Genomic DNA, 22,919 nt, shown 5'->3' with positions numbered 1-22,919 from the left:
TTTTAAATTAAATACCTATGTTCACACCTAAGGAGATTTGACGTTGAGGAGGATAACCTCTTCCTCCGTATCGCGCAATGATCTCAGGGGCGTATTTAATATCTGACTTATAATAGATGAAGCCCAAATTTTCAACACTGGTATAGAAATGCACTCGGTCAAGCTTGACCTTACTTATTAAGCTTTTAGGCAAATTATATCCCAAACGTAAATTTTGAATTTTAAGGTGGGCCAGGTTTAATTGATACTGGTCGTTTGCAGCATACGTTTTAAATGAATGTCTTGGATAATAATTATCAGGTGTTTCAGGTGTCCATGTTCCTAATTCTTTATGTATTTCGAACCATTTGGAGTTCCAGATATTACCTCCAGCAGGTCTCACGTAAAAATTATTTGAAAAGACTTTCCATTCCGGCACCCCTATCAATTGTGCCGATAAATCGAAGCCATTCCAACTGGCTGAAAGGTTAAAACCATACTGGTAACGAGGATAATTAAAGCCAGCAAATACTTGGTCACCTCTAGCGTACCATTTTCCACCTTCCCCTGCATTGATCTGCCCATCACCATTCAAATCTTTCATCATCAAATCTCCTGGATAATACCATCCCCCTCCTTGAGGTACATTTGCCTCAACATCTTCTATGTTCTGGGCAATGCCATTGGACTCATACAGGTAAATCTCGCCGAATCTTTGACCCGGTGTCCAGGAGTTCCTAAAGCCATTGATATTATCTTCATATTCAACCACATACCCTATATAATCGGAAATATTAAACTTTAAAGCGTAATTCACGGGCTTATCCTTCATGGTAAATCCGATGTCTCTCCACTTCACTGAAAATTCCCAACCTCGTGTCTCACTGACAGCATTATTCACATTAGGAAGACCTGTACCAATGGTTTGTGGTAAAAATTTAGGAGGACCTGCTTGGTCATAAATCGTACGCTGATACCAATCATAGGTAAATTCAAGTCTGTTATTCAGGGCTGTTGCATCCATCCCAAAACCTAATGTTTTTGGTTTCGACCATGTTAAATCAGAGCTTACAAGCCCAGGCATAAACACCATGTTTGGTTTTGCACCTCCAAGCAATACATCTCCATTTCCAATACCTGTTCCCATGGTAGGAAGGTAAAGGTAATTACCGCTACCTGGGTTTCCAGAGGAGGTGTAAGCTGCCCTAAACTTTAAGTCATGGTCTTGTTTAATAGGCCAGAAATTTTCTCTTGCTATATTCCAAGCGGCAGAAACCGATGGGAAAAATGACCACCTAATATCTGCGGGGAATTTTGAGTGAGCATCATAACGTCCATTAAATTCGACAAAATATTTTTCATCATAATTATATGCTAACCTTCCAAAAACACCTTGTGTAGCCCAATGACTTAATGCATCAGACACAGATGGATTTTCATTATAGCTTGTACTTATGGTTGGAACTGAATTTGTATATAAATCCCTCCCGGTTCCACTTAACCGGGTATACTTATTATACTCTTCTTGGTAACCGACTAAAGCCGTTATAGAGTGCTTATTAATTATTTTTGAATAATCCGCTGCTAAATCAAGCGTGTGGTAATTCGTTAAATCCATTCTCCTAATCACACTACTTTGGGTAGCAGACCTCGCTGAGTTACGCGTACTTCCATCTGCGTTTATAACGGTAATTACAAAGGTGTTACGATTAAAATGACTGGTGAAATTCCTCCAGGTATAATTTCCCTTTATATTAAAATCTTTAAAGGGCTTTATGGTAAACCCTCCTGTCATCGTGATCTCGTTTCTATCGTTAGTCTGATCACCTCCTTCGCCTCTCATGGATGGGCCACTACTCAAAAATGAAGGGCTTCCGTTTGGATTTATATCCACCCAAGAAGGAAGCGTTGCGGCGGCATTGGCCCACATATCGGCATAATCCGCTCCGCGCCCTCGGTAATTAGGGGCCACTTCATCTGTCTTTACATAATTCATGCTCATCCTTAGCTCAAGCCAATCCGTAGCATCTGTTTTCACTTTCAGCAAGGTGGTGTATCGGTCCTTTTTATCGTTGGCGCCTTTAATAATTCCATTGGCTTCATTATAGCCTAAACCCATATAATAACTGGTCTTATTTCCTCCTCCTGAAAAACTAATATTATGCTGTTGACTAGGAACTGCCTTTTTAAACATGATATCAAACCAATCACTGTTTCCAAACATATCCCAGTGTGCTCCCCATTGACCATTAGGAAGTGCTACATTACTGTAATCAATTTCCCCAGAAGCATAATCCCTCATTAACTGAATCGTCTCTTCTTTAAAGATTGGAGTACTTAATGAATTTCTATATTGCTCATTGACCTTTTCCGCAAATTCATAGGAATTGGCCCAATGTGGCATGCCAATTGGCGTTCCTACACTATAATTATTACTGTAGTTAACTTTTATCTTATCACCTTTTTTCCCCATTTTGGTGGTGATAAGAATAACACCTGAAGGAGCTCTTGAACCATAAATTGCAGATGCCGCAGCATCCTTCAAAACAGTCACCGACTCCACATCATTCGGATTGACATCACTCATGGTTCGCTCGATTCCATCTACTAAAACAAGTGGCCCTCCTCGCTGGTTGATTCCTGTAAACCCACGAATATTAAAATTGGCCTCGCTTGCAGGACCTCCATTTGTAGGGCTGATATAAAGTCCGGCCATAGCTCCTTGAAGTGCTTCTGACAATTTATTAATTGGCCTATTGACCAACATTTCACTGCCGATTTGTTCCACTGCAGCTGTAAGGTGTGATTTCTTTTGAGTACCAAATCCCACCACTACGACTTCTTCCAAAGATTGGGTATCGGGCACCATGCTGACATTTAGTACAGACTGATTTCCTACTGACAATTCTTGACGCTCATAACCCAAAAAACTATATACCAATACGGTTCCTTCCTCTGCTTGAATGGTATAATTTCCGTCGATATCGGTTACGGTACCTTTCGTGGTTCCTTTAACCTGAATGGTAACCCCGGGAATGGGCTGACCATTCTCATCGGTAACTTTCCCCTTTAATTCAATGGTGTTTATTTTTTTGTGTAAACTTGTTTCATCCGTTTTTATGATTTGTTTTTGACTGATAATGATAGTTTTATCATGTATTTCATAAGAAAATTGGTAAGGAACCAAAATCTGATCAAGGACTTCCTCAATCCCTACCTTTTTCAAACTGACATTGACTTTTGGGATCTGCTTGATAAGATCAGATCGATAAAGAAAATTAAATTCGCTTTGACTTTTAATTTCCTCAAAAACTTGCTCAATGGTAGCTTGATGTAAATCCAGCGCCAATTTTACATTTTGGGAATAAGCACTTGCTGAAACTTTCATCACGCCCACCAACATAAGTATCAGGGTGAGTTTCATGGTTAATAACATTTTACCCCTTAAACCAAAGGGTAGGTTACTGGGCATTTTTTTCATAATTTTAAATTGCTTAAGTAAAACATTGAGATTTATTCGATTTGTTTTTAGGAGGATGTTGGTAGCATCCTCCTTTTTTATTGTACAGTGACTATCCTCCTTTCTATTTTAAAGTTTACATCTCCGGTTTTTTCTATTAATTTCAGAACATCTTCTAAATTCTCATATCTGCGAACTTTCCCTGTAAAGGGTATTTTTTTTGCTTTTTGATTTTCAAATTGAAAAGAAACATCATACCATCTTTCAAGATCTAACACTATAGTCTCCAAGGATTTATCCTTGAAATAAAACCAGCCTTCTTTCCAAGAAATGTACTCGTTCACATCTACAACTCTCCGCGCTATGGCATTTTGACCTTTTCTGAGGACACTCTGATGGTTCGGGACCAAGACCTGTTTTTGCTGAGGTTCATCTTCCAGGTAAACATTTACCTTTCCTTCAACCAAGGTTGTGTAAATATTAGCATCCTCCTCATAGGATGAAATATTAAATGAAGTCCCTAATACTTGGACTATTTGTCCTCCACTAATGACTTTAAATGGCTTTTTTCTATTTTTTGTAACTTCAAAAAAGGCCTCCCCTGTAAGTTCTACAGTTCTATCATTTCCCATAAATGCAGTGGGGTATTTCAATGAAGAGCCTGCATTAAGCCATACTTGGGTCCCATCCGCCAAAGTCAAATTGAACTGACCTCCTCTGGGAATTACCAGGGTATTGAATTTCACCTCCTTCTCAGTTACTTTTTCACTATTATATTTCAGGGAATTACCCTTACTTGAGATTTCAGCTCCACCCTCCTCCAAGCTCAGGTTTTTACCTGAGGAAAGATCATATGAACTGCCATTATCCATCAAAAGGATAGCTTTTTCTGTCCCTGGAACAATAGAAGATTCAGCTTGTAATAGGACTTCTTTTCGGAATAACTCGGGTTTCAAAATCGCTAAAAAACCTATCATTAAAACAATTGATGCAGCCAATGATGCAGCATATAAAAAATACCTATTGTTTCTTTTTGTCTGGGAAAGGTTTACTTTATTAAAAACATGAGGCCAAGCTTCTTTGCTTATAACATTTGTGTTCTCAAACTGGGATCCATTTTTATAAAATGCCCTTACTTTATCAAAGTAATCCTGATGTTCCTCACTGGCCGCCAACCAATCTTTTAGCTGCCTTTCTTCCTCTACTGTCAGAGAAGTATGGACCTTTTTCCATATAATTGAAAAATCTATATTTCCAGAATTTTTATTCACCTATTAATAGTTTTTACCATATGACACATGGAATCAATCAATAGGTGACAAAATTTATTCTTTTTTAATTATTTTTTTTTTTTTTTAAGCGAGGATCTCTATACTTTCTAGATAATGGAAAAGGACGTAAAACTATTCAAATCCAAATACCTATGAAGATTTCGCTATGTGCAAAGGAATACGTACCCAGAAATAAAAATTGATAAAGTCCAGCGATTAAACTTGTAAAAGCATTCCGCTTATTAACTGAACCAAGTATTATGAATATTATACAAGCAATAAATAGCTTTATAATTATAGTAAAAAATTAATATCAAGGGATTCCCGTAGTCCTACCCTTAACTTATCTTTTGCCCTGAGCAACTGGGTTTTAATGGTGTTTTCGGTAATCTCAAGTTGAGATGAAATTTCCCTAATCGTCTTTTCTTCCAAATATTTCAGCCTAAAAATTTCTGACATTTTCGGAGGAAGGGACTCAATAGCCATTTCAATTTTTTGAATTAGCTCGGGATTCTCCAAATTTACATTCGAATCATTTATACTGGCTTCAATATATAATAAGTGGTGCTTATCTACAATTTTCAGATTTCTCAAATAGTTTAAACACCTATTTTTTACCGCCTGATACAAATACGATTTGAATGAACTAGTAATATTCAAATACTCAGCCTGTTCCCAAATATAGACAAATATGTTCTGTACTATATCCTCACATACTTCTGAATCAAAAACAAAACCTTCTGCAAATTTCACCAATCCAGAATAATAATCATGAAAAAGCGCTTCAAAAACAGCTTCATTGCGTTTTTGAATTTCTCTTAATAATAATTTATCCTCAATTTTCACTTTCAGCCAGGTTAGCGATTAATCAATTAGAAACTTCTCTAGAAAATCATCATTATCAACTTATTTACACATGTTTTATTTTGAAATCCCATTCATTGAATGACTTTCTCAAAATAAAACATGCAACCATTCTATTCCTTCCCCTTTTTAGGAAATTCATAAATCCTTACAATCATTAAATTCTCAACCACCATCTTCCACAACAACCTTAATTGATTCAATCAAACCACTTCACCATTATACTCTTGGAATTTACCGCTTCGCTTACACATCAAAATATAATGGCTCTTTGATCTGATTATCATTCGCTATTTTCCCGTAAAATGAAGAGAAAATTATATATCATAGTATTATGACTTAGGTGATTTCAACTTATAAACGCTAACATATAAATATTAAAACTGCTCAAATTCAGCACACAACCGATCATACAATACAGTCCTACGGTCCTTAATTATTCCCTAATTGTAATTGCTTTGACACTTTGGTTTCTCCAAACCTCCAGTTCCACACGACCTTTCCAAGCATTCCCTTTTTCAGCTTTTTGCAGGGCTACTACATCATTGACCTTATCACCCCAACTACCCAATATCACATCACCTTTCTGTAGCTTTGCTCATCAACTAAATATAGAAAACACTCAGGGACGCAACAGTAACTTTCTTAAAACTCATATACTGTAACATCTAAATCAACTAGGAATCAACACCTTGTTAAAGGACAGTTTTTTATTTTAGGGCAAAAGATCTAAAGCAAATATAATATAAAAAGTATTATTTAAAAGAAATTAAAAACAAACGAAAATAACATTATTAAAAATTTTTCCTATGAACAAGACTACAAACAATAAAAGAAGTGACATATTTAAGCCCTTAAAATAGAAATACCACCCGATACGTGCCATTGATCAAAAAAATTTAGGCTTATTAAGGTAATAAGCAATCTAATCCAAGACCTATTAAAAACCTCAATCGTCCAACTCAAATCCCAAGACATTTTTATGAATCAGGTCTTTTTCCCGTACTGAATCCACTTGGATATTTTTGAGCATAATATTTTTTACAGGCTTCTCTTCATTAGCCAATATTCGGGAAACAAACTGCACGTCGTTAGCTTTTATATTGGTCATTTGAATATCACTAATGGAGGTCAATCTGCGCTCATAAGTAGGAACCAAGTCGCGCCATTGGTATAGCACATCAGTTTCTATCCCCAAAACACCCTGGTCGATTTTTCCAGATTTAATATCTTTCATGATGATATTGGAAACATAACCACCCCTTCTTTCATTCGTTTTTATAAATAGCAGGTGGTTCAATTTTGCCCCTTCTTCCACTTCACAATTTTCCATATATATATTTTCTATCCCTCCGGAAAGTTCACTTCCTATGGCCAACAGTTGATGGCCATTCTTAATTAGGCAATTTCTGATGACCACATTTTTGGTGGGCATATTCAGCCTCCAGGCATCTTGATTTCTTCCAGCCTTCACAGCTATGGCATCATCTCCTTGGTCAAACACACAGTCTTCAATCAGTATATTCTGGCTCATTTCAGGATCCACACCATCATTATTATGACCATGGGCATAGACATCCACTTTTCGGATCACCACATTCTTGCTCATAAAAGGATGGATCACCCAAAAAGGGCTGTTTCGGATTTTTACTCCTTCCAACAAGACATTTTTGCACCTATTGAACTGAATAAACTGGGGTCGGAAATTAGCGGTATCATTTACAAACTGCCTATCTTTTACAGCAACATCCTTAGCCGCTTGTTCATAAAGTAGTTTAAGACTTTCCATATGAGGCTTTGGCCGGGCAAACCACTTCTCCCATGTTTCCATTTCAGCTTTGAGTGTCCCTTCACCTGTAATGGCTATATTTTCACAGCCAAAAGCATAAATCAATGGGGAATAGTTAAAACATTCCATCCCCTCCCATGTCGTCTGCACTGCAGGTAAATAATCTTTGGGATCACCAGAAAAAAGTAGTATCGCCCCTTTTTCCAGATGTAAATTAACATTGTTTTTTAAATGCACCTTTCCGGTCAACCATTCTCCCTTTGGTATCACCACTGTTCCTCCACCATTATTATTTGCCTCTGATATAGCTGAGGCAATCGCTTGGCTGATTGCCATTTTATCTCCTTTTTCAGCACCAAAATCAGTAATCACATACCGATTTGTCAGACTAAAGTCAGGCACCTTAATGGAAGCCATTTCAAAAGGCACCTCCAAGTCCAACTCTTCAAACAACACTTCTGAATTTGGGCTTGAGCATCCAAGCAAAAAAATGAAACAGATCCCCCTTAAAAACCAACTTAGCCTATTCATTATCCTTGTTTTAAACTTTTTATACTGGACGCATCCGGTCCTCCATTATCAAATATAATCTACGGTACCTTCAAAAGTATACTGATCAATGCTGTCCATTACAAAAAAACCAGCCCTAAAATTTAGAACTGGTTATACGATGAGATAAATTATTCAAACCATCTGGCTTTGTAGACTTTCATATCCGGAAAAGGCACTTTTTTCTCCGGTTGATGGAAAAACACATGGTGGGTCCACCAGCTCTTTTCGGGCACAGTATAAATCAGCTGCCCAGAATGATGCTCTCCCAAACTTTTGATATTTTCTGCTTCTGGGAATCCTTCTATTTTCCCAAACTCCTGGCTGGCCAAATCAAAAAACCATGCTCCGGTATGCTCCGTCATATAAAATCCTTTTCTATCCTCAGAAAGCTGAAGATCATGTCCTCCTTCTCCCGGTATCTTCCACTCCCTCTCCAATTCCAACTGATTTGGAGAGGGCATGCTATATTCCCTCAGCACATCATAACCTAAGGCAAATAAGGTTTTCCTTTCAGGATGCCAAACTACACCGTGAGCAGAATACAGGCTATCTTCAAATATGACTTTTTCATTTTCATTTATATCAAAAAGCATAATCTTATTACCTGTTTTACTGGTAGAAGCCGCCGCTACTAGTCGATCACCCGGTAATAACTCCACAGAGTGGGCGTTGGGAACGGTCGCGTAAAATAATACATTTCGTTCCTTGACATCCAATAAGGCCACCCCTCCTGAAGAAGCTGAAACGACTAACTGTTTCCCTTCCGAAATGATCTTGCAGTCATCCATTGTATTGAATCGCTTTTCTCGGTATACCTCAGGAAGATCCACAGCTTGATGGGCATCCCAAGTCCAAATGATTTCTGCATGGTCATTAGTGGATTGCTCATAATCCACATATAAGACCTTGCTATCTCCACAAACCAAAAAACTGGCGTTGTCTTTGGTACTGGTACAGGCCATGGCCAAACTGCAGCAGGCTCCTAAAAAACCTGCAAAAACCCTTTTCATCTTCTTATTTATATTATATAACCGATCCAAAACAAAAACCCTGGATCAATGAGTCTTTTATTACAAACTAAATATCAGCAATAAAAATACACATTTAGACCAAAAGCCCCATTCCCAACTTTTTAAGCTATCCTTATTTTTTGATGAACGGCCGATAATCTAGCCTTGCCCCCTTAAAGGGTAATCAAAAACAGGTGTTTTTTTGAATTCCCCCTTTTATATAACTGCTTAAACCAAAAATCTCAATCAATCTTTTTTGTATTGCAAAAGCCACAAAACACTTTTTCTAATAACTTGCAATTTGTATGCTCGGGTAAGCCGTCTAAAATTAAATCCCTAGCCTTTTTATTTTAATAATAGTCATTAACAATATATGGCATGAAAAACAGTATTATCCTTTTTATAAAATCAAAACTGCTCATTTGCCTAATTTGTCTGTTGGGAAGTTGTGGCACTTCCAAGAAGACCGTAGATATTCAAAAGCTATACCCCACAGAAGAAATAGTCACCCCGTATCATAATGAATGGACCGTAGGTCATTACCAAGCTCGAATCCGAAATTTCAAAGAAAACCCCCTTGATTTTGGGGACATTGTCTTTATCGGCAATAGTATTACCGAACAAGGAAAAAACTGGAGCGAAAAGTTTGGTCTGAAGCATATCAAAAACCGTGGAATTTCTGGAGATGTGACAGATGGTGTGCTGGCAAGGCTGAAGGAAATCATCCATTATAGGCCCAAAGCAGTATTTTTGCTGATTGGCATCAATGATTTGTCCAATTATCACCAAAAAGATGAATCCAGGTCCAATATCGTCTACCATACCAAAATCCCTTCTCCTGAATATATTGGCAATAATATTATCAAAATTGCCCAGCAAATTCACAAAGGCTCACCAAAAACCAAGATCTATATCCAAACCGTGCTGCCCAATGCCAGACCCGATTTAAAAGCCAGCATCAATTTGGTAAACAGCATTATAAAAGAAAATGAGGCCAAAGAATATTATCGGGTGATTGATCTTCATTCCTTTTTCGTCGATCAGAATGGATTGATGAAAAGTGAACTTACAAATGACGGCACCCACCTCAATGAAATGGGCTATAAAGTATGGGTAGCAGCTGAAAAGGACATACTTAATACACTATAAAACGATATTTCTCTGTGGAATATTGATCATACAGAATAAGATCCCAATCTGAATAGCATTGTACACTAGACATGCATTAAAACAAGATTTGTACTTGAAAACCACACCGCTCAAACCAGCGCATTAACCTCTGGCTGTCAACAAATAAAACAATTGGACAAGGACATTTTCCGCTACATATTTTTTAACTTATGCTTACCAACCATAAAAGCAATAAACCATGAAAAAATTGAGCAGGAAAGATATCAAACAGGAAGTTTTTGACCTATACGACGCCTATGCCCACAATAAACTCGAACGTCGGGAATTTATGGAAAAGCTCTCTGCCTATGCTGTTGGCGGACTCAGTCTGAGCGCTTTGACCAGCTTTTTAATGCCCAACTATGCAGACAATATTCAAGTGCCCTTACAGGATGAAAGTCTCAATACTGAAACGATCAGCTATTCCTCGCCAAAGGGTGGGGGAGAAATAAAAGCCCAACTTTCCAGACCAGCAGATACCAAAGTCAAACTACCGGGAATTGTGGTAGTTCACGAGAACCGTGGGCTCAATCCCTATATCGCAGATGTGGGCAGAAGAGCTGCCAAAGCTGGTTTCGTTTCCATTGCACCGGATGCCCTAAGTCCATTGGGAGGCTATCCTGGCAATGACGATGAAGGCAGGGAAATGCAACGGAAAAGAGACAGGAATGAGATGCTTGAAGATTTTATTGCGGCCTTTGAGTACCTGAAAAACCATGAGGAATGTTCGGGTTCCGTGGGCGTAGTGGGCTTTTGTTTTGGGGGATGGATTTCAAATATGATGGCCGTAAAAGTACCAGCGTTAAAGGCTGCAGTACCCTTTTACGGCAGTCAACCACCTCTTGAAATGGTCGATCAGATCAAAGCCCCCTTACTCCTCCACTATGGAGAACTGGACCAAAGGGTAAATGCAGGATGGCCAGATTATGAGAAAGCACTAAAAGAGAACAATAAAGAATATATGGCCTATATTTATCCTGATGCCAACCATGGCTTTCATAACGACACCACGCCCCGCTATGACGAAGCTGCTGCCAAACTGGCTTGGGAAAGGACGATTAGTTTTTTCAAAGAGAATCTAGGGTAATATAGTCTAGCCTATGCTCAGCCTAAAGAATCATACATAGCTGACCACCTAATGCAGCAAATGGTTCCTGAAAAAACCAAAGTGATCATCTAAAAATAAATCTCCCCTTTCCTGATTTGAAAAGAAAGGGGAGATAAAATCCTGCAACACAGATCAAATATTCAGACAGTAGATTTGAATGGGAAAAATCACTTTGCATAAACAGGGAATTCGGTAATTCTCAAAGTTGTACAACCATAGGGTACCAAAGTGATTTCATCAACAATATCCTCTTCCCCTACTCTCTTGCTCCAAAAACCTGGCAAGCCTGGAGCATCATTTTCAAGCGTCCAATCTGCAGCTCTTACACCACGCATCTTAAGACTTATAGGGCTGTTTTCAAGATTCCATGGATATTCGCCATTCCATTCATTTTCGCTTACTTCCACAAATTTATCAAGATCAGCCAAATCACTACCCAGTAAACCATACTTCCATTCCTCGGCAGGTATATATTCATAAAACTCCCCATACCCATCATTGCGGTTTTTGGCCACTTGCTTTTCCTTTATTTTGAGAGCATATACCAAAGGGCCTCTTTCTATGGCTGCACTGAAGGAATACCACTGCGAGTGTTTCAGCAGCATAGGCAAAGTCAAAGTAACTTTATCCCCATTTTCCCAGGTACGATCAATAATCGCAACTTGCTGATGAGCTTCTCCATCCCATACTTCCCCATTTATTGTTATCACAGCTTCCTCGGTCCAATTAGGTATTCTCAAGTGAAAAGGAAAAGAAGCTGTTTGTCCCAAGTCCATGGTAAAATGAACCTGATTCCTGAATGGGTAACCTGTCTCCTCAATAATCCTTAGATCCACATCATCAGCCACTTTAAGTTCTACCTCACTAGGGGCATATAAAAGTGCTGCTACCCCACCATCATGGGTGGCATACCAGAGATTTTGGACAAATTTTGGCCAGGCCTGATGCATATTGGAAGTGCAGCAAGGATAGCCTGATAGAATACCAAAAACAAAATCTGTCCCTTTATGATGATTGGTTTCAAAGGAAGTTTGTAACTGATCGGTTAACTTAATTTGGTTGGCCGCTTGAAAATACTGACGACTCATAAAATCATCCGAAGCCTGGGTAGGCAATGCATTATAAGTGATCTTCTCCAATTGGTCGGCATAATGCATGTCCCCGGTAATTTGCAAGATGGACTCCAGGGAAAACATCCCCTCAGAAATCGAACAAAACTCGATTCCCTGAGTAGGTTTATTCCCATGCAAAGGCTCATCCCCACCATACATTCCCTGAGGTTGCCCATGGTACTTTTTCAGGTCGGCCATGGCTTCCTTAAGGGCTTTAAGGTGATTGGCATCCTTATCATATTGGTACTGAATAATGGGTTGCTTCAAGCCCTGGGCCAAATTCACGGTATGAATTCCTCCAATTTTAGACACTGTCAATGATGCTATTTCTTCCTGATCAAATGGATACCGCTTCATCTGATAGAAATACCAAGGAGATTTGGGATCTTTATGGTTCTCTTCATTGAGGAAAACCTGTGACCAAGGAAAAGTCTGTTCAGTAAGCAGCTCTCCTAAATCCAATAAAAACTTGTCTCCAGTAATATTATACAACCAATAGACCACTTGCAAATTATCACCACCTCGCCTATTGGCCCAGAAAGTCCATTTATCCAAAGGGCTGTTTGGAAGTTCTTCCAATTGATATTTGAAATACTTGGTCAAGGCAGCAATGATCCGAGGATCATTCGTAGCATTATAGTATTGCTGCATAATCTTCAACATCACCATTTTTGGCCACCAATCTTTCCGCATCCCACGCTGGAGACCTGGTTCATAGGCGGGGTCAGCATCAAATGGAATTGGTCCTAAATAGCCATTTGCTTGCTGGTTTGCCAAAGTCCATTCTATCCATGGCTGCACCTTTTCTTTTAACTCCTTATCATCCAAGATATACGCCAAGGGTAAAAGACCATCAATCCAATAAGGTCCCCTTTCCCAACCATCTCCATCGCCTCCCAGCCATCCATTTCTAGCTCCCATCACCTCTGGATAGATTTCATCCAAATTGCCCGTAAGCCCTGTTTTCATCCTCAAAAGTTGGTCTTTGATCCAGCCTTTTGGCTGAATATTACCTAAAGGCAATTCCAGATATGGTTTTTCTGTCAGGGGTATTCTATTTTGTAAATAAAGGGAGCTGTTCTTTTTATTGTTAGATTGACCTTGGGCTACTGCCATAACAGTGTTCATGAGCAACCCTACACACAGCACACTGGTAATCAATACTTTGTTCATTATATTAGGTATAATTTAGGTTTGAAATAGGGTATAAAAATATAAGAGCAAACACTAAGCTCATTTCAAGTTAGTGTTTACTTTTATTCCAAACTAAAATCAAATTCAATAATCAGGTTTTGTGCTAATTTTTGCTTGAAATTTACGGTACAGGGTGAGGATGCTAAAAAATCTATCTTATTTACAAACTGATTCCTTAATCATGTTTATTTATAACTAGGCTTCGACTCTGCTCGTCTATTTCCAAATGGGCATTTGCTTCCCCCAATTTTTTTCAGTCCCTAAGCTTTAGTTATGAAAAATATATTATGATTATCCGTTATCACTCCAGTAAACTTACCTATTACGGATTTATTCTGATCTACCTGACCGAAGACAGATTATTCCTTTTTCAGTACTTTATTTTTCAATTCCTTTAAAATCTCAACAGAAGACGCTGCCACACCACCATCTTCCCACATCAATAAATTAAACGAAAGCGGCACATTCCTTTCTTTCGCACTATTCAGCCATTTTAAGGCATCCTCTTTTGATATTTTTGTTTCAATTTCTTGATTAGGTTTATGAATTCCCCAATCACCTTCCATTATAAACATGGAATGCTGCAATAACCCTTTGTGAGGACCAGATTTAAAAACACCATTTCCGCCAATTGGCGCGCTACCCGCCCTAACTTCTCCATGACTACCCTCCCCAAAATAAACATCCTGAAATTCTGTATAATCAGCACAGATCCATGGGTTATATGAAATCAAACGATTTGAGTTACCAGCTCTTGCTGCAAGTCCCATTTTTTCGAATGGGGCAGGATAATACACTAATCCATCGTCAAAAAACCAACCATCCAGATCCTCCCCAAGGTTCTCGCCAATTTCTTTGATCACAGCCATCCAATTAGCAAAAAACACATCACGTTGCCCACTTCCAGTTGCTGCAAATTCTTCTGGCCATTGTTGAGCTTGCCACCAATCAGTCTTCCCTCCCATATGACTGGCATGGCCTAGGTGATAATAAAGCATAAAACGAATATCGTTTGCTTTAAGTTCATGGGCCAATTTGCCTATAAAATTCTCCGAGGACGTTCTTTCACTATTACCGATTATCCTGTCGACACTTTTCGAAGGCATCATTAATTTATAATCCCACCAAGTGAGCGACCAAATAACATAAGATGCTCCTGTTTCTTTTACCATGGCAACGAATTTATTAATATCAAAATCACGCGCCATTTCATCCATGGTCTTTCTTTCCTCTCCTTTTTGGGGATAGGCCCAAGGACCATATTGAAACATCAAGCCATATCCTGTACCAGCAAACCTATCAGTACTCACCTTAAACTGTTCAACTCTTTTTCTATAATCTCTCAATTCGTCCTCTTCAATAAGTTCCAAGGACTTTACGGACACATTTGATTTATTTGTCTTTTTGATCAAACGAATGATATTTTCTCCCTTTGAGAGGGAAATCATTCCCCCATCAATTTTATCCCATCCATCTATTGAAGAGGTAAATAGTAAGTTTGAACCATTATTGAGCACCTGAATTTCGAATTGTTCTTGCGGCTTGGCACTTAATAATACGTCTACATGAAAGCGACCAGATTTTTTGACATTCACTTTCCATTCCAAGGATTGATTTATATCATTAAACCCTTCCACCCAAAAATGCTTAGGGGATTTGTCTGGCCACTTTACAGTAAGTCCTTGGCTCATTGTTGAACTTGCTGCCATCAGCACAGTAATATTGTCTGTCTGCTTGTTCAGATTAATGTCAACAACACCCTTCTCTAATTCATCTGTTTGGGCATATAGGACCGTTGTGAACATAAAGATTAGTATAAAAGGAAAAGTCTTCATCTTTTTATATCGCATGTTTAGATTGGAATTCGGTCGGTTTAAATCTATTGGCATATATTAAACCGACCAACATAATTATTAGGAAGTATACCAATATAAATGTGTCGGGATTTTCTGCTCGAAATTACTTTCAGCTTCCACATTATTTAGGAATAGTAATAGAAATAACCGACTGATTTCTCCAAATCTCCAACTCCACTCGACCTTTCCAAGCATTCCCTTTTTCAGCTTTTTGCAGGCTCATTACATCATTTACCTCATCACCCCAGCTGCTCAATATCACATCCCCTTTTTGTAACTTTGACATATCAGAAGAATCATACCCATTAGGCACCTCCAATACCAATATTCCAGCAATTTCATTCAATCCAGCTGCAGACTGTTCTCCTAATGTCTCCACCTTTTTTAATTTAAAGCCATGCCAACCATAAACCTTGGATGCTTCCTCTTTTCTCTCCAATAAAAGATCTGGAATCTTTGGTTGTCCTGCCTTAGACTTTAGCACAGGAGAAACCACTCCGAACTCATCCATATCAAAATTCTCAAATCCCACAGAAGTTTTTGCTGGAGAATTTGTCTGAACCCTAAAGTCACCTTCCTCAGGAGCAACAAATAATGGATCCCCTGACTCCGAGCTGGCCTCTACCCCAAACTCTTGTGTTTTGCTCAAATCTGAAGCTGCGGTAAAGAAATTTTCATCCACCTTATCACCCCAAAAATCCACCCTGATCTGCTTATGTGCAGTCATCACGATATTTCGGGTAAAGACATCATGGCTTTCCTTGAACCATACATGGGGATGGAAACCATTATTCACCGTGATATTATTGTACACCGTTCTGTAAAAACCTTCCCTGAGCTTCAAACCACCACTCAAGCAAAGGTTATTGTAAATCTCATAATTACTGGAACCATCATCCAAATCGATGTCCCAGCCATGGTCACAATGGAAGCGATTGTTTCTGATGATGGTGGTTTTGATAGCATCCAACCTTATCCACTCAGGGTGTCTTGCGGCCAAATCATTCATCTTACTTCGATTGGGATGCCAGTAGCGATCTCTTCCCCAAGAGTTGAAAGCGCCATGATCACCTGTTTCCATTACCGTATTGAAAACATCATTATACTCGATGATATGACCTCCCCAAGCACCGTCTCCTATATTAATACCAGCTCTGGGAACATCATAAATGGTATTGTGGCTAATATGTAAATCCATCGCCAGCTGTATCTGAACACCTGCCACCTGCTTTTCTATCAGGCCTATATTCCTGATCAGGTTATCCGAAGCGGTGGAATTCGAAGGATAATTCGCTGTCTTTGGACCAGGAATCGTGTCCAGGTTTTCCTCTTCGACAAACTCATGGTAATTAAAGCTCGGTGAACGAAGGGCATCGGCTCCGCCCACAAAACTGATGGCACTCCCGCCGATCTCCTCGATCAAGTTACTGCTGATATTCGCCTGACGGTTATAATTACTTACAAATATGGCATTGCCTCCAAGGTTTCTGAAAACCGAATTAGTGACAGAACAGTTTTCTGTTCCGTCCATCAAAATAGTCCCTCCTCGGTAGATTGTCCAGTCACTACGCATGAGCTGTTCTTCGGTCTTCATAAATGTAGGGGCAGTATGGGTAAATTCAATTCCCTCAAAGCTGATATACTGTACTGGCTGGTCTTTTTCTCCTTTAAGCGTTACCAAGTTTTCCAAAACAGCAATTTCTACCTGTCCAATATCCTCTTTGCCCATCCCTTCATTGGGATAATAGTAGAGCAAACTTTTCTTTGTATCAAGGTACCATTCTCCCGGAGCATCCAATTCCTCAAATATATTCTCTACAAAACGCATGCTTTTGTGCATCTCACTTTCACGGTTATTTTGCCAGCCTCCTTCATAGGCTAAGGTTCCATCTGCATTCTTGCCAGTAATCACATAATGCATTCCTCCCCAGCGCCCGGAGTGCAGGGCATGGATAAAGCCACCTGTTGGATTATTCCAGCTATCGATTCTTTCTTTGGAAAGGGCATCCTCTGCAAAACCACCATACGGATATACTCCTTCCTGATAATTAGGATAGCGGGCCCTGATTTGCTTTTGGCCTTTGATAAACAAAGATGAGAACTGAAGTCCTTTTGGTACTTTGGCCACCAATATATTTCCACTTTGATTCCTCCATTTTAGCTCCAGCGGTCTTCCTCCACTAATCACCACTTTTTCACCCTTTGCTGCCTGTATCGAATAGGGCGCATTTTCAGTTCCGGATTCACTGGCTCCAAATATCAGTGGCTCACCAAGATAATAGGTCCCTTCCCTAAGAATCAGGTTAATTTGATCCTCTAAGTTTTTCTCCTTAAAGCCTTTAATGACTTCCTTTGCTTTTGCTATGCTTGCAAATGGCAATTCCTCAGTCCCTACATTTTTGTCACTCCCACTTGGTGACACATAAAATGTCTTTCCATCTTGGGCTTTGCTCATTAACGAAATACAAAAGACGCTCAGGAACGCAACTGTAATCTTCTTAAACTTCATAGTATATCTTATCCAATAATTTATGTTCATCACTTTGTTACGGACAAAAGGACATGTTAGGGCGTTTGGTCTAAACAAATGTAAAAAGAAAAGCCTGAGAAACCCTCAGACTTTTCTTTTGATTATTGGTAAAGAGGATTTTGTTCGATATTATTATTGGTAATTTCCTCAATAGGAATCGGCCAAGTCTGATTATAGGCTCCAATAGGAACAGTCAGAGAATTACCTCTTACTTCTTGGATCCTGTCAAAAGTATTGAATCGTTTCATATTATGCCATCCATGTCCTTCTTGATGAAGCTCCCAATTATACTCTGCTATCACAGCTTGTTGAAATTGCTCTTTTGATAATCCTTCCAAATCAGGAACATGGGTAGCATTGCCTTTATCTACTCGTGCTCTTTGTCTTATTTGGTTGATGTATTGATAGGCATTTGTTGGACCATTCAAGGCATTTTCAGCTTCAGCAGCTATAAGGTACATTTCTGCCAACCTGATCAACGGTATAGCATAAGAAACAATCGCACCGGAAGGTCCTGTTCCGCGGTCCACCAAATCATTATCCACAAATTTCTGGAAGTAAGGCGGTAATACTGTACCGGAAATTGGACTAATCTTATCATTTACTATACCCCACTGCTTTCTTCTATCTCCTTCGGGAAAACTATTAATAAAGTCTTCACCAGGCACCAAAATAGGTCTGTATCCTTCCAGCGTGCAGCTACTATTGTGCAGGCTGTTTCCTCCCCTTCCTGGAACATATTGTTTTTCCCAAATAGACTCCGAAGTATACTCAGCATGATGAAAAACATCGGAGTAATCATCCTCCAAACTAAACTTTTGAGAATTAATCACTTCCAAAGCTTTCTCCAGGGCATTATTGTACTGTGCGGTTTCATTCAAAGGATTTCCTGCCATGGTCGCATAAACACGGGCCAAAAGAGCCTTTGCCACTAACTTATACACTCTTCCTTCTTGGGGAGCCTCATCGGGCAGGTTATTCTCAGCAAAGAGCAAGTCTTCTAAGATAAAATCATAAACTTCCTCTTGGGAGCTTCTTGGCAATTTCAAACTTTCATAAGTGTCTCCCACCACTTTAGGTAGGGGAACATCGCCAAATAGCTGAACCAAATCAAAATATGCATAAGCCCTCAAGAACCTTGACTCTGCCAGCAATTGATTTTTCTTGACATCATCCAAGGGTGACTCCTCAAGATTGGAGATGATAAAATTGGCATCTTTTATCACAGAATAAGGCCTGTTCCAGGCATTTCCAGCATTATAGAAAAAAGGAGTTGGTTGGTTATTGTAAACTGGTAAAGCCTGCTCGGACTCTGGGGAAGGCATGCCATAAATATCGATCAGCATCTCGTGAGTCTGTGTCACATACAGGGGCAAACCAGAATAGATGCCAACTACCACACTTTCATAGCCATCTGGATTTTGGAAAAACTCATTAGGACTCAAAATGGTTTTTGGACTTTCTTCCAAAATCCCCTCACATGAAGAAAATCCACCTAATGCGATCAATGACGATAATAGAATATTTATAGTACGTTTCATTATTTTTATATTTTAATTGGATGATTGATTCAAAACCTGGATTAAAAATTGACTTTTAATCCTCCTGTGATTGATTTTGAAGCGGGATAGTTCCCTCTATCCCATCCATTAATGGATGCAGCGGCCCATGAAACTTCTGGATCATAACCACTGTACTTGGTAAATGTCAGGTAATTTTGTGCACTTATATACACCCTGATCGATCCTGATCCTTGACTTAAAAAGGTTGGTTTGAAGGTATATCCCAATGTAATATCCCTTACCCTCAGGTAAGAGCCGTCTTCAACCCATAAGCTATTGGCATAATCCCTTACAGAACTTCCTGCTCTGGAAGAAGGTCGCTCTGACGTATTACTACTTCCTTCTCCTTGCCATCTGCTATTATAAAATTCCTTGGTTGGTGTCCATTTTCCATTCAATGACAAATTGTACTTTCTAAATTCATTGACAATATCATTTCCATAGCTTCCCACCAACAAGATGGACATATCAAATGCTTTATAGGTCAGTCTATTGTTAAAGCCAAAGGTAAATTTTGGTTCTAAACTTGTAAGAACAGTTCTGTCATCTGTATCATTGACCACGCCTTCTCCATCCCAGTTTTTAAAACGGTAGTCTCCTGCTCCTTTGCTAGGCTCTCCATTATCTATAGCTTCCTGATCGGTCTGGTATACGCCTTCAACTGTATATCCATAAAGCTGCATCATGGACTGACCGACGATTGTTGGAAACCAGTTGCCCCCGGTTCCAATAGTCTTAAAGGTAATCGGGTTACCATAGGCATCACTTCCCAAATCCAACACCTTAGTCCTATTTCTGGTCAGGTTCAAAGAGGATGAAAGATGGACATTTCCAAAATCATTCTCGGTAGAAACCATAAACTCAAAACCGCGGTTTTGTACCACTCCCACATTCTGAAGAACAGAGCTAAATCCTCCAGAACCTGGCAAGGTCACATTAAGCAATAAGTCTGAAGTTTTCTTATTATAATAATCGGCCTCAAAAAGTAATTTATCATTGAAAAATCCTAAGTCAACACCAATATCAAATTGCTTGGTGGTTTCCCATTTTAGATTGGGGTTTTCTAAGGTAGAAAGGACAAAACCAGTATATAGTTGGTTGTCCAATACAACATCCCTACTACTTAGATTGGCCAAGGTTTGATAATTACCTATCGCTTGGTTACCTGAGGCGCCATAACTAGCTCTTAATTTCAAATAGGAAATAGCATCACTACTTTTAAGAAACTCCTCTTCAGAAAGTGTCCATGCTACTGCTCCTGATGGGAAAAAAGCATATTTATTGTTGGCACTGAACCTTGATGATCCATCATATCGTCCAGTCAAGGTCACATAATACTTATTGGCATATACGTAATTGAACCTTCCATAATAGGACATCAGTTTATTATCGGTAAATGAAGAAGATGGTAATGCCTTCGTGACCGCTGAAGATATGCTGTTATTCTCATAAATATCACTTAGAAAACCAATAGCATTACCACTATTCAGCCCTTGACTCCTCGAGCTTTGGTAGGAAATCCCTCCCAAAGCAATGATATTATGAAGTCCAAACGTCTTGTTATATTCCAAAACATTCTCGTTGATAAACGTCGCGCTATTAGAATAGGCCTTTGAAGCAACCCCAAAAATCGGATTTCCATCCGCATCACTTCGCTGTCCAAGACTGATATTGGAGGGATAATATATATCGGAACGGTTATAACCATTATCTAAGCCTGCACTCAATTTAAGCTTCAAACCCTCTACAAATTCATATCCAAATGACCCATTCCCTATTATGCGAAGATTATTATCATTGTTATGCCAGTTGTCAGATAAACCTACAGGGTTGGTTTGCCCCCATGGCACGCCGGTAAACCGGGTATAGGTTCCGTCAGCTGCATAAACACCCTGAGTTGGCGGCATCACCATCGTGGTAAAAGGAATACCTCCACCACCGTCGGCACTTTTGAACTGCGCTTGGTTATATTTGGAATTCTGAATGGAAAAACTGGTATTGAAGCTGAGTTTTTCTGTAAAACTGTGATCAATATTGGTTCTAAAAGACATTCTTTCAAAACCTGAATTTCGTATAATCCCTTCTTGATTAAAGTAACCAAATGAGCTATAATATTTGGTTTTTTCATTTCCTCCAGAGATAGAAAGGTCATGGCTTTGCACAGGTGCCTTACGATAGGTAAGGTCTTGCCAGTCTGTCCCACTCCCCAATGCATTGATTTCATCCTGTGTCCAAGGCAGCTCAACTCCATCATTTTGGGCCACCTCATTTTGAAGCTGGGCAAATTCAGCAGCATTGATCACATCAATCTTTTTCCTTAAACTCTGCATCCCATAATAAGCACTGTATGAAACTTTTGCCTTTCCTGATTTTCCTTTTTTTGTGGTGATCATGATCACACCATTTGCACCCCTAGAGCCATAAATGGCCGTAGCGGAAGCATCTTTCAAAACACTGATACTGGCAATGTCCTCTGGGTTGAACTGAGCGGTCAAACCATCCAATGGAAGCCCGTCTACCACATAAAGTGGATCATTGCCTGCTCCCAATGAATTCGTACCCCTTACCTTTATGCGCATAAAATCACCTGGCTGGCCAGATGATTGCGATACCTGAACACCTGGAGACTGTCCTTGCAAGGTTTGCGCAAGATTGGACACTGCATTTACCTGAGTAATGTCCTCCGATGAAATAGAAGCTACCGCTCCCGTTAAATCACTTTTTCTAACCGATCCATACCCTACAACTACTACTTCTTTCAATGAATTTGTATCTGGTACCAAAGACACATCAATGATACTTTGACTGCCAACTGCAACGTTTTGCTTTTCATAACCAAGAAAGCTAAAAACCAAAACATCCCCCTCATCTACATCAATACTGTATTTCCCTTCTATATCAGTAACAGTACCTCTGGTCGTCCCCTGAACCTGCACTGTTGCTCCAGGAATGGGCTCCCCATTTTCATCGGTAACCTTCCCTTTAACCTCTTTAAAAAGGACATCTTCTTTCGGAAAGTGGGGAACCTTTGCATCTCTTAATCGAATAGAAATATTATTATTCACCTGTTGAAAGGATAATCCAGTTTGCCTGCTGATATCCTTCAGCGCGTCTTCAATGGATATTCTTGGAGAGGAAATGGAAACCTTCTTCTTTAAATAGGAATCTCCCTCATGAATGGTAAAATGAAATTCAGACTGGATTTCAATCTCCTGGAGCACCTTGACGAGTTTTTCCTCCTCGAATGAAATACTCACATAAACTTCGTCGATTTTTTGGGCTTCAATCTTATGGGCCAGAACCACATTTAATATTAGCATCTGAAACAAAAAACCGTATAGGGTATATTTGGTCATTTTCAGAATTAGCAGTAAAGGTTTATTTTTCATAATTTTGGGTTATTAAAGTACTGACTAGTATTTTGATAGGTTTATCCAATAAGCGACCAAACCCTTGGGTAAA

At 39.3% G+C, this 22,919-nt stretch carries 13 protein-coding genes; 2 read left to right on the top strand and 11 right to left on the bottom strand.

Translation table 11 applies throughout. The features are described from left to right. Positions 1–7: 7 nt before the first annotated feature. From H7U17_RS07300 to H7U17_RS07275, 6 genes are all read right to left on the bottom strand, one after another. Positions 8–3,403, bottom strand: a complete 3,396-nt coding sequence (locus H7U17_RS07300) for a TonB-dependent receptor (RefSeq protein WP_186756000.1) — start codon at positions 3,401–3,403, stop codon at positions 8–10. Positions 3,404–3,537: 134 nt separating this feature from the next. Next, positions 3,538–4,710: a FecR family protein gene (locus H7U17_RS07295; protein WP_186755999.1), complete on the bottom strand. Its 1,173-nt coding sequence runs from the start codon at positions 4,708–4,710 to the stop codon at positions 3,538–3,540. A gap of 294 nt (positions 4,711–5,004) precedes the next feature. Then, the gene (locus H7U17_RS07290; RefSeq protein ID WP_186755998.1) at positions 5,005–5,556 is read right to left on the bottom strand and encodes an RNA polymerase sigma-70 factor; all 552 of its coding nucleotides are present in this window, start codon (positions 5,554–5,556) and stop codon (positions 5,005–5,007) included. Positions 5,557–6,010: 454 nt separating this feature from the next. After that, positions 6,011–6,151, bottom strand: coding sequence for a hypothetical protein (locus H7U17_RS07285; RefSeq protein WP_186755997.1), 141 nt, complete (start codon positions 6,149–6,151; stop codon positions 6,011–6,013). A 372-nt stretch (positions 6,152–6,523) separates the two neighbouring features. Then, entirely contained in the window at positions 6,524–7,894 is a 1,371-nt protein-coding gene (locus H7U17_RS07280) for a glycoside hydrolase family 28 protein (protein WP_186755996.1), read from the bottom strand. A 149-nt stretch (positions 7,895–8,043) separates the two neighbouring features. After that, positions 8,044–8,925 (bottom strand): DUF6528 family protein, encoded by an 882-nt coding sequence (locus H7U17_RS07275; RefSeq protein WP_186755995.1) that lies wholly within the window; start codon positions 8,923–8,925, stop codon positions 8,044–8,046. Positions 8,926–9,303: 378 nt separating this feature from the next. Here H7U17_RS07275 and H7U17_RS07270 point away from each other — a divergent pair, with 378 nt between their 5' ends. Both H7U17_RS07270 and H7U17_RS07265 read left to right on the top strand, forming a co-directional pair. Then, on the top strand, positions 9,304–10,074 hold the full coding sequence (locus H7U17_RS07270; RefSeq protein WP_222439157.1) for a GDSL-type esterase/lipase family protein: 771 nt from the start codon (positions 9,304–9,306) through the stop codon (positions 10,072–10,074). A 220-nt stretch (positions 10,075–10,294) separates the two neighbouring features. Beyond that, complete coding sequence (locus H7U17_RS07265) at positions 10,295–11,182, top strand: dienelactone hydrolase family protein (RefSeq protein ID WP_186755994.1); 888 nt, start codon at positions 10,295–10,297, stop codon at positions 11,180–11,182. Positions 11,183–11,370: 188 nt separating this feature from the next. On the opposite strand, the gene H7U17_RS07260 is transcribed toward H7U17_RS07265, so the two are convergent. The 5 genes from H7U17_RS07260 to H7U17_RS07240 all read right to left on the bottom strand — a co-directional run bounded on the left by H7U17_RS07260 (position 11,371) and on the right by H7U17_RS07240 (position 22,846). Beyond that, on the bottom strand, positions 11,371–13,488 hold the full coding sequence (locus tag H7U17_RS07260; RefSeq protein WP_186755993.1) for a beta-L-arabinofuranosidase domain-containing protein: 2,118 nt from the start codon (positions 13,486–13,488) through the stop codon (positions 11,371–11,373). Positions 13,489–13,868: 380 nt separating this feature from the next. Next, entirely contained in the window at positions 13,869–15,359 is a 1,491-nt protein-coding gene (locus tag H7U17_RS07255) for an alpha-L-fucosidase (RefSeq protein ID WP_186755992.1), read from the bottom strand. A 127-nt stretch (positions 15,360–15,486) separates the two neighbouring features. After that, positions 15,487–17,874 carry a right-handed parallel beta-helix repeat-containing protein gene (locus H7U17_RS07250; protein WP_186755991.1) on the bottom strand — a complete coding sequence of 796 codons (2,388 nt, stop codon included), beginning with the start codon at positions 17,872–17,874 and terminating at the stop codon, positions 15,487–15,489. 122 nt (positions 17,875–17,996) lie between these two features. Next, the gene (locus H7U17_RS07245) at positions 17,997–19,436 is read right to left on the bottom strand and encodes a RagB/SusD family nutrient uptake outer membrane protein (RefSeq protein ID WP_186755990.1); all 1,440 of its coding nucleotides are present in this window, start codon (positions 19,434–19,436) and stop codon (positions 17,997–17,999) included. A 41-nt stretch (positions 19,437–19,477) separates the two neighbouring features. Further along, positions 19,478–22,846, bottom strand: coding sequence for a TonB-dependent receptor (locus H7U17_RS07240; RefSeq protein WP_222439156.1), 3,369 nt, complete (start codon positions 22,844–22,846; stop codon positions 19,478–19,480). Between the last annotated feature and the right edge of the window lie 73 nt (positions 22,847–22,919).

The sequence above is a fragment of the Echinicola salinicaeni genome, from assembly GCF_014280965.1.
In the GTDB taxonomy this organism is placed as follows: Bacteria; Bacteroidota; Bacteroidia; order Cytophagales; family Cyclobacteriaceae; genus Echinicola; species Echinicola salinicaeni.
Note: the sequence above shows the minus strand (reverse complement) of the source record. Positions and strands in the feature narration are given on the sequence as shown.